Source organism: Bradyrhizobium sp. (assembly GCF_049581145.1).
GTDB lineage: Bacteria > Pseudomonadota > Alphaproteobacteria > Rhizobiales > Xanthobacteraceae > Bradyrhizobium.
Genome location: NZ_JBAURI010000414.1, coordinates 1 through 8,866, shown reverse-complemented (window position 1 = coordinate 8,866; position 8,866 = coordinate 1). Strand labels below are relative to the sequence as shown.

The following is an 8,866-nucleotide window of genomic DNA, read 5'->3' as shown; positions in this document are numbered from 1 at the left end:
GCTGTTGGCATCGGTCGCGCTGTTTCCGGAGCGCGCGCATCTGGTCGGCGCCTATTCGCTCGGCAAGGCCCAGCGCGTGATCGCGCTGATCCGAGAAGCTGGCTATGACGCGCCGATCTACCTGCATGGCGCGATGGACAAGATCACGCGCTATTACCAAAGCCGCGGCATCGCGCTCGGCGAGCTGCGTGCCGTGAAAGGGGTGAAAAAGGCCGCTCTCGCCGGCACAATCACGCTGGCACCGCCGAGCGCCACCTCCGACGTCTGGACGCGGCGGTTTCCCGATCCGGTGACCGCCTTCGCGTCGGGCTGGATGCGGGTGCGCGCCCGTGCCCGCCAGCGCGGCGTCGAACTGCCGCTGGTGATCTCCGATCATGCCGATTGGGACGGGCTGACCGCGACCATTGCCGCAACCGGCGCCGGCGAAGTCTGGGTCACCCATGGCCAGGAAGACGCGCTGGTGCATTGGTGCCGGAGCAAGGGCCTTGCCGCGCGGCCGCTCGATCTGGTCGGCTATGGCGACGAGGAGGAGAGCGAGACGCTGCCGGAAGGCGAGGACGCCGTGGCATGAACCGTTTCGCCGAGCTTCTCGACCGTCTGGCCTATGAGCCTGGCCGCAACAACAAGCTGCGGCTGATATCGGCCTATTTTCGCGAGGTCGGCGACCCCGATCGCGGCTATGCGTTGGCGGCGCTGACCGGCGCGCTGTCGTTCAAGCACGCCAAGCCCGGCCTGATCCGCGACCTGATCGCCGACCGCACCGACCCGGTGCTGTTCGCGCTGTCCTATGATTATGTCGGCGACCTCTCAGAGACCGTGGCTCTGATGTGGCCGAACGCCACGCTCGGCGTTTCCGTCTCCTCCTCGGCTGTTTCTTCTCCCTTACACCCGCGCAGCGGCGGGGGCGGGACGAGCGAAGCTCGCCCTGAGGGCTCGGGGGTGGGGGGTGGCTCCGCAAATTCGCACTCTCATGCTGGCATCGATCAGGCGGAAACACCCCCCACCCCCGACCCCTCCCCGCCACGCGCTGCGCGCGTGGAGGGAGGGGAGAAGATGGCCGGCCACAACAACCCGCCTCCGCCGACGCTCACTGAAGTCGTCACCACGCTGCGTACGCTCGGCAAGACCGAACTGCCGAAGCAGCTTTCGCGCTGGCTTGACGAGCTCGACGAGACCGGACGCTGGGCGCTGTTGAAGCTCGTCACCGGCGCGCTGCGGATCGGCGTCTCCGCGCGGCTGGCCAAGACCGCGGCCGCGGCCCTTGGCGACAAGGACCCGCATGACGTGGAACTGGTCTGGCCCGGACTGACGCCGCCTTACCTCGAGCTGTTCGCCTGGCTCGAGGGCCGCGGCGACAAGCCGGTCAATCGCGATCCCGCGCCGTTCCGCCCCGTCATGCTGGCGCATGCAATCGAGGATACCGATTTCAACAATCTCAACGCGGCCGACTACATCGCGGAATGGAAATGGGACGGCATCCGCGTGCAGGCGGTGGCGGGAAGCGACCCGCGCGGCCACATCGCAACGCGGCTCTATTCGCGCAGCGGCGAAGACATCAGCGGCAGTTTTCCCGATTTGCTGCCGTCGCTGCATCTGCCCGGCGCGATCGACGGAGAATTGCTGGTCGTGCGCGACGGCCGGGTGCAAAGTTTCAACGTGCTGCAGCAGCGGCTCAACCGCAAGGTCGTCTCATCGAAACTGACCAAGGATTTCCCGATCCATTTGCGCGCCTATGACCTGTTGAGCGAAGGCTGCGAGGATTTGCGCACGCGGCCTTTTGCCGAACGCCGAGCGCGGCTGGAAGCCTTCGTCAAAAAACTGGGAGAGGCCCGGGTCGACCTGTCGCCGACGATTGCTTTCGACAACTGGCAGGCGCTCGCCGCCGCGCGCGCCGATCCGGCCGCGGCCGGTGCCGGCCACGATGCCGAGGCCGTCGAAGGCGTGATGCTGAAACGGCGCGAGGCGCCCTATCTACCGGGCCGCCCCAAGGGCGAGTGGTGGAAATGGAAACGCGATCCGCACATCATCGACGCCGTTTTGATGTATGCGCAGCGTGGCCACGGCAAGCGCTCATCCTATTATTCCGATTACACCTTCGGGGTGTGGACGTCGGGTGCCGATGGCGACGAGTTGGTGCCGGTCGGCAAAGCCTATTTCGGCTTCACCGACGAAGAGCTGCTGCAGATCGACCGTTTCGTCCGCCGCAACACGACAGAAAAATTCGGCCCTGTGCGTCATGTCGTTCACGAACCTGAACAGGGCCTGGTGCTGGAAGTCGCGTTCGAAGGCCTGCAGCGCTCACCGCGCCATAAATCCGGCGTCGCGATGCGCTTTCCACGCATCAGCCGGCTGCGCTGGGACAAGCCGCCGCGCGAGGCTGACCGACTGGAGACGCTGGAGCGCATGCTCAAGACCGAAGCGGTGGAGCAGGCCGTGGTCAAGACAAACCATTGACGACCGTCGAAGGATTCCCCATGTCCATCCCGCGGGTGTACACTCGGCGTCACCGCGGCGAAGGAGAGCTTTGAGATGGTTAACGACACCAGGGAATTGCCCGCTGCCCCTGACGGATTTACCCGCTTTCTCGGCGGCTCGCCGCTGGCCGTCGTGTTTCGGCTGATCCTGCTGTCGATCCTGGTCGGCGTCGTGCTGGCGGCGGTCGGCTTCGATCCCTACAACATCCTCCGCAGCGTCCAGCTGTTGTTCCAGCGGCTCTGGGATCTCGGCTTCGACGCCGTCAACTGGCTATGGCGCTATTTCCTGCTCGGCGCCGTGATCGTGGTCCCGATCTGGCTGTTGTCGCGCATTTTCGCGCCGCGGAACCGGTGGTAATTCCAGAGCGAGATCGCAGCCGATGCAACTGCAATTTGTCGGCTGCGGCGATGCATTCGGCTCCGGCGGCCGTGCCAACACCTGCTTTCACCTCAGGGGCGCTGCCGCCAATCTTCTGATCGACTGCGGCGCCTCCTCGCTGCCGGCGTTGCAGCGGCTCGGGATCGTCCGCAATGATATCGATCTGATCCTGATCACCCATTTCCATGGCGACCATTTCGCGGGCCTGCCGTTCTTTCTGCTCGATGCGCAATTTTCGCGGCGAACACGGCCGCTGGTAATCGCCGGGCCCGATGGGGTCGAGGCGCGGCTGGTCCAGGTCATGGAAGCGCTGTTCGAGAACTCGTCGAAGACGAAGCAGAAATTCGAATTGTCCGTGATTGCGCTGCGGCCGGAGCAGACCAGGACATTCGGCACCATCGCGGTCACGCCCTATCGGGTCATGCATGGCGAATCCGGCGGACCGTTTCTCGCCTATCGGATCGAGGCCGAGGGTCGCGTCATCGCCTATAGCGCCGATACCGAATGGACGGACACGCTGATTCCGCTGGGGTGCGGCGCCGATCTCTTCATCGCCGAAGCCTATACTTACGACAAGCTCGTGAAGAATCATTTGAGCCTCGCGACGCTGGAATCGCATCTCTCCGCGATCACGCCCAAGCGGCTGATCCTCACCCATTTGAGCGACGACATGCTGGAGCGGCGCGATGCCTGTGCGCACGAAGTCGCGCAGGACGGCATGATCGTCAGTATCTAGGGGCGCAAGCAAGGTGGAACTTCGCCCGCTGCGTCTTCCATCCGGGGTCACGACCGCGCGGGTTTTCGCCATCGCCGGCCCCGCGATGATCGCGAACCTGACGACGCCTTTGATCGGCGTAGTCGCCACCACCGCGATCGGGCGGCTCGGCGATCCGGCCCTGCTTGGCGGCGTGGCGATGGCCTCCGTGATCTTCGATTGCCTGTTCTGGCTATTCGCCTTCCTTCGTATGGGCACGCTCGCATTCACCGCGCAATCGCTTGGCGCGGGCGAGATCAAGCAATTGCCGGCGCTGCTGGCGCGCGGCCTCGTCGTCGCGGGCTTGATCGGGGCAGGCTTGATCGCGCTTCAGCTGCCGCTTGCCGCCGTGCTGCTCGACCTCATGGGCGGCAGCGCAGCCGTCACCGGGGCGGCAAGGACCTACTACAGCATCCGGATCTGGTCGGCGCCGCTCGCGCTCGCCAATTACGTCGTGCTCGGCTGGCTGATCGGACAGGCGCGCGCGACGCTGGCGCTCGCCGTGCAGATCGCGATCAACCTGATCAACATGGCGATCACCGTGCTGCTGGTGCTGGTGCTTGACGCCGGCATCGCCGGGGCCGCGATCGCCGCGGTGATCGCGGAAGCAACGGGGCTTGCGCTTGGGCTGTTGATCGCGCGGCGTCTGGTGCGCGGGCCGTTGACCGTGCCACGTACGGTGCTGTGCGATCGTGCACAGCTGAAGCGGATGCTGGCCGTCAACCGGGACATCATGATCCGCACCGCGGCCCTGATCGCGGCGTTCCTGTTCTTCACCGCGCAGGGCGCCCGCGCCGGCGACGTGACGCTCGCCGCCAACGCGGTCCTGAACAATTTTCTGCTGATGAGCGCCTTCTTTCTCGATGGACTGGCCAACGCCGCCGAGCAGCTCTGCGGCCAGGCCTATGGCGCGCGCGACAGGCGCGACTTCACCAGCGCGACCCGGCTCGTCCTGCTCTGGGGTTTGGCCTTTGCGCTCGCGGTCGCCGTGGTGTTCGCGACACTCGGGCCTGTCCTGATCGATATCATGACGGCGAATGCCGCGGTGCGCGTCGCCGCGCACGATTTTCTGGTCTTCGTGATCGTTTCGCCGCTGCTTGCGGTGTTCGCCTTTGGCTTCGACGGGGTCTATATCGGCGCGACCTGGGCGCGCGACATGCGCAATCTGATGGTGCTGTCGCTGCTGATGTTTCTCGCCGCCTGGTTCGCGCTGCGCTCGTTCGGCAATGGCGGGCTCTGGGGCGCACTGCTGGTGTTCTACGCCGCCCGCGGCGGCCTGCAGGCGCTGCGCTATCCGCCGCTGCTGAAGGCATCGTTTGCAGCATGATGGATCCGAGGTCGGCGAGTTTCTTCCTTATCCGCTTGCGGAGCGAGGTGAAAAAAGGAGAATCCCTCAAACCGGCCAGTCCTCGGCGGTGATGGTGGCGGCGTCGGCGCCGACGATTTCCGACAGCTGCTCGCGACCGGTGCGCAATAGCGTGGAGGCGAGATCGGCCTTGATGTCGTCGACGAGGCCGAGGCCCTTGTAGATCAGCGACGAATACAGCTGGACCAGGCTGGCCCCGGCGCGAATCTTGGTCAGCGCGGCGCCGCCGCTGTCGATACCGCCGGCGCCGATCAGCGGAAACGCCCCTTCGACCCGGACGTAGGTCTCCGCCACCATACGCGTCGACAGCCGGAACAGCGGCCGGCCCGAGAGGCCGCCCTGCTCCTTGGCGAGCGCCGGTTCGCGCAAGGTCGAGGGCCGCGCCACCGTGGTGTTGGCCACGATCATGCCGTCCACCCGGCGCGAGCGGGCGACATGCACGACCTCGTCAAGCTCGGCGAGGCTCAAATCGGGAGCGATCTTGAGCAGCACCGGCGAATCACCGGCCTTTTCGCGGACCCGTTCGCGCGCATCGATCACCTTGGCGAGGAGATCATCGAGTATGTGCGCCTGCTGCAGGTTGCGCAGGCCCGGCGTGTTCGGCGAGGAGACGTTGACGGTGAAGTAGCTTGCGACCGGCGCGAAGGTCTCGATCAGGTGCACATAGTCGGCGACGCGATCCGGCGAATCCCGGTTGGCGCCGACATTGACGCCAACGATGCCGGCCTGATTGGCGCGCGAAGCGAGCCGGCGCAGCACGGCTTCGGCGCCGTCATTGTTGAATCCCATGCGGTTGATCACGGCTTGGTCTCGCGCGAGCCGAAACAGCCGCGGCCGCGGATTGCCGGCTTGCGGCTTCGGCGTCACGGTGCCGATCTCGACAAAGCCGAAGCCGAGCCGCAACAGCGCGTCCGGCACCTCCGCATTCTTGTCAAAACCCGCGGCCATGCCGATCGGGTTGGGAAAATTGAGCCCGAAGGCGCGCACCGCGAGCTTGGGATTGTCCGGCCGCGGCCGCAGCGGCGGCAACAGCCGCACGCCTTGGATCGCCAGACGATGGGCATCCTCAGGATCGAGCCAGCGCAAAAGCGGCAGTGACAACGCATTGACGGCCCGGATCACGGCTCAAGCTCCGGAATGTCGTGAGATCCGTCCGCGCGCGTGTGCAGTTCGAGCACGGCGCGCACCGCGCCGAGATCGAGTTCGCCGTAGAGATGCGGAAACAACTCGTCGTTGCGCGAGCGCTCCCAGCGCAGCGCCTGACCCAGGGCGTCGGCATCGACCTCGACCAGGAACAGCGCCGTCTGGCCGAAGAAGTGCTTGCGCGCAGTCTCGCCGACCTGTGCAGCCGTGGAGAAATGAATGAAGCCGTCGCGCGCATCATCGGCGCTGCCACGATAGACCCCCCGCCGCTCGGCCTCGCGCCAGGCCGACGCGGAACAGATTTTAAAGATGGTATTCACGGATCCTGACGGGGCGGCTCGAGGGCTTGGACTTAAGGGCTCGGCCTACAGGCTTCTGACGGGTTGCGGGCCAATCCGCGACCGTATCGGCCGCACCGGCTGAACTCAAGGGCAGCTTCCAATCCCTTGCAAGGCTGGGGAAAGCCGGCCAATTTGGGAATGATTCCCAGAATCATCGTCCCTAAGCGCCCGGTCCAGACCAGGCGATGGGCAAAGCCGTGGCGCCTGACCCATGCGCAGACTGGACCACACTGCATCGGCTCCCGTCGCGCGCTGATCTGCCAGCCTGCGCGCTCGCCAAATACTCCGACCGCGATCGCCCGGACACGGCAACCAGCTCATTCGTTGTTGCGAATTCGCAGGCTAAACGTGCCGACCATCTTCTCTCAAGAGCGCTCGTCGCGCGAGGTGGGCACGGAGCGAAGACCGCCTTTGCCCAGCCTGAGACATTTTTTCGATATGCTGGCGCGAGTTCAGGACGCGTAGTCTGGCTCCTGGCGGTCTAGGATCCGCTTCAAGGCATCGAAATGCCGCTGCGATGGGCTCGGGCCCTTGTACAATTGATCATCCCTGAAATCGCGCTCGGTCTTTTCCACCACGGGCGGGGGAAGCTGCTTCAGCGGCTGCCCGGTCCACATCGCGTAGATCTGCACCTGCGCCGCGCGTTCGGTGTAGTAGAGCCGGTCGTAAGCGTCGGCGACGGTTGAGCCGACGGTCGAGATGCCGTGATTGGCCATGAAAAGAATGGTCTTGTCGCCGATCACGCCTGCTAGCCGCGCGCCTTCCGCCGGGTCGAGCGCAGGCCCGGTATACACATCGTCATAGGCGATCTGCTCGGACAGCCCGACCTCGGTCTGGCCGATCTCCTTGATGCGCGGATCCTCCAAACGGGTAAGCGCGCTGGCATAGGGCATGTGGGTGTGGAACACAGCCTTGGCCTGCGGCAGTGCCTTGTGGATCGGCGCGTGGATGCAGTAGCAGGAGCGCTCGACGTCGCCGGCGCCGCTTTTGACCAGGCCGTCATCAATGCCGACCTCCATGAAGGACGACGCGGTGACCTCCGACCAATGCATGCCAAACGGGATCTGGTAGTAGCGGTCGCTGCGTCCGGGCACCACAAGGGTCAGATGATTGAAGATGCCCTCATGAAAGCCGTGCATGTAAGCCAGCCGGTGCGCGGCGGCGAGATCGACCCGCGCCTGCCATTCCTCGGCGCTGCATTCGGAAAGCGTCTTCGGCGAAACCCTGAACTGCATGAATGTTCTCCCTGCATGTTTTTTTCGACGCCATCCGCGTCGCTCGCCGCGACGAGACGGCCGGGCAGTTGGCGCATCACACCGCAGGATAACGCATTTTGGAACTGTCTTGGTCGGAAATTGCACAAGCCTCCCATCTGCATTTGCGCGTCCGCATCGCACTTTTGAGAGCATAATTTCGGGTCAGAGGGTCCGACGCTACGGCAGGCTTTGGGAGGGTTTGCAGTTCCATGTCGTCAAATACAGCTCATTCCGAACGGACGAGGGTCGCGGTCGTGGGCCTCGGCAGTATCGGCGGGGTCATCGCCGGGTTGCTCGCAGCGCTGGATCGCCATGATATCGTCGCCTGCGTCCGGCGACCGGTCACGCGCCTGGTCGTGGAGCGGGCGGAAGGCGCGGTCGAGGTTGCCATCCGCGCGCTGAGCGATCCGGCGCAGGCGAGCCCGGTGGACTGGATCCTCTTGTGCACCAAAGCGCAGGACACGGCCTCGAGCGTGCCGTGGCTGCGGCGGTTGTGCGGGCCGCGGACCCGGATCGCGGTACTGCAGAACGGGATTGGCCATGCCGAGCGCCTGGCCCCCTTGGTCGGGGCCGCGACCGTGGTGCCGACCATCGTCTATTACAATGGCGAGCGCCTGGCGCCCGACCGCATCCGTTACCGGCGCGCCGGCGAACATGATTTCGCCGTCGGCGCTGATCCGGACGGACGGGGATTCGCCGCGCTGCTCGATGGCACGGCGATGCGGATCCTTGTCAGCCCCGATTTCAGAACGTTGGCCTGGCGGAAACTGCTGCTCAACGCCATCGCCAACCCGATCACGGCCCTGACGCTGCAGCGCCAGGCAGTGTTCCGGCGCGACGACATCAAGACGCTCTGCCTCGCCATTCTCGAGGAGGCGGCGGCGGTCGGGCGCGCCGACGGCGCACGGCTTGCCGCCGACGAACCGGAGCGATTGCTGGCGACAGTGCTGACCTACCCGCCCGACGCCGGCACCTCGATGTATTTCGATCGCCTGGCGGGCCGGCCGCTCGAGATCGATGCGCTGACCGGCGCGGTGGTCGAGGCCGGCGAGCGCCACGGCCTGCCGATGCCGCTCAACCGCACGCTGCTGACGCTCGGCCGTGCGATCAGCGACGCTGCCACAGCCCGCGGACAGTGAGCTCGATCGGGCGT

General features: G+C 65.5%; 8 protein-coding genes and 1 pseudogene. 6 read left to right on the top strand and 3 right to left on the bottom strand.

The genetic code is table 11. The features are described 5' to 3' along the window. The 5 genes and pseudogenes from WCB02_RS13515 to WCB02_RS13495 form a co-directional block, all read left to right on the top strand. A pseudogene (locus tag WCB02_RS13515) lies at positions 1-571 on the top strand (ligase-associated DNA damage response exonuclease); the annotation flags it as partial. Then, positions 568-2,454 (top strand): cisplatin damage response ATP-dependent DNA ligase, encoded by a 1,887-nt coding sequence (locus WCB02_RS13510; protein WP_423958726.1) that lies wholly within the window; start codon positions 568-570, stop codon positions 2,452-2,454. The pseudogene WCB02_RS13515 and the gene WCB02_RS13510, both read left to right, overlap by 4 nt. Before the next feature lie 75 nt (positions 2,455-2,529). Further along, complete coding sequence (locus tag WCB02_RS13505) at positions 2,530-2,832, top strand: DUF6460 domain-containing protein (RefSeq protein ID WP_423958725.1); 303 nt, start codon at positions 2,530-2,532, stop codon at positions 2,830-2,832. A gap of 22 nt (positions 2,833-2,854) precedes the next feature. Then, positions 2,855-3,589, top strand: coding sequence for an MBL fold metallo-hydrolase (locus tag WCB02_RS13500; RefSeq protein ID WP_423958724.1), 735 nt, complete (start codon positions 2,855-2,857; stop codon positions 3,587-3,589). 85 nt (positions 3,590-3,674) lie between these two features. Further along, on the top strand, positions 3,675-4,934 hold the full coding sequence (locus WCB02_RS13495; protein ID WP_423958727.1) for an MATE family efflux transporter: 1,260 nt from the start codon (positions 3,675-3,677) through the stop codon (positions 4,932-4,934). Between the two features lie 66 nt (positions 4,935-5,000). Here WCB02_RS13495 and WCB02_RS13490 read toward each other — a convergent pair whose 3' ends face one another. From WCB02_RS13490 to WCB02_RS13480, 3 genes are all read right to left on the bottom strand, one after another. Next, positions 5,001-6,095 carry a quinone-dependent dihydroorotate dehydrogenase gene (locus WCB02_RS13490; protein WP_423958723.1) on the bottom strand — a complete coding sequence of 365 codons (1,095 nt, stop codon included), beginning with the start codon at positions 6,093-6,095 and terminating at the stop codon, positions 5,001-5,003. Next, on the bottom strand, positions 6,092-6,436 hold the full coding sequence (locus tag WCB02_RS13485) for a DUF952 domain-containing protein (protein ID WP_423958722.1): 345 nt from the start codon (positions 6,434-6,436) through the stop codon (positions 6,092-6,094). The genes WCB02_RS13490 and WCB02_RS13485 overlap by 4 nt, the downstream gene beginning before the upstream one ends. 473 nt (positions 6,437-6,909) lie before the next feature. After that, complete coding sequence (locus WCB02_RS13480) at positions 6,910-7,692, bottom strand: class II aldolase/adducin family protein (protein WP_423958721.1); 783 nt, start codon at positions 7,690-7,692, stop codon at positions 6,910-6,912. A gap of 230 nt (positions 7,693-7,922) precedes the next feature. Between WCB02_RS13480 and WCB02_RS13475 the strand changes: the two genes are divergently transcribed. Continuing rightward, positions 7,923-8,852 (top strand): 2-dehydropantoate 2-reductase, encoded by a 930-nt coding sequence (locus WCB02_RS13475; RefSeq protein ID WP_423958720.1) that lies wholly within the window; start codon positions 7,923-7,925, stop codon positions 8,850-8,852. Positions 8,853-8,866 lie beyond the last annotated feature (14 nt).

Coding starts and splice junctions, on each gene's coding strand:
- WCB02_RS13480 (WP_423958721.1), bottom strand. CDS start 7,692: ATGCAGTTCAGGGTTTCGCCGAAGACGCTTTCCGAATGCAGCGCCGAG.
- WCB02_RS13475 (WP_423958720.1), top strand. CDS start 7,923: ATGTCGTCAAATACAGCTCATTCCGAACGGACGAGGGTCGCGGTCGTG.
- WCB02_RS13510 (WP_423958726.1), top strand. CDS start 568: ATGAACCGTTTCGCCGAGCTTCTCGACCGTCTGGCCTATGAGCCTGGC.
- WCB02_RS13500 (WP_423958724.1), top strand. CDS start 2,855: ATGCAACTGCAATTTGTCGGCTGCGGCGATGCATTCGGCTCCGGCGGC.
- WCB02_RS13495 (WP_423958727.1), top strand. CDS start 3,675: ATGATCGCGAACCTGACGACGCCTTTGATCGGCGTAGTCGCCACCACC.
- WCB02_RS13505 (WP_423958725.1), top strand. CDS start 2,530: ATGGTTAACGACACCAGGGAATTGCCCGCTGCCCCTGACGGATTTACC.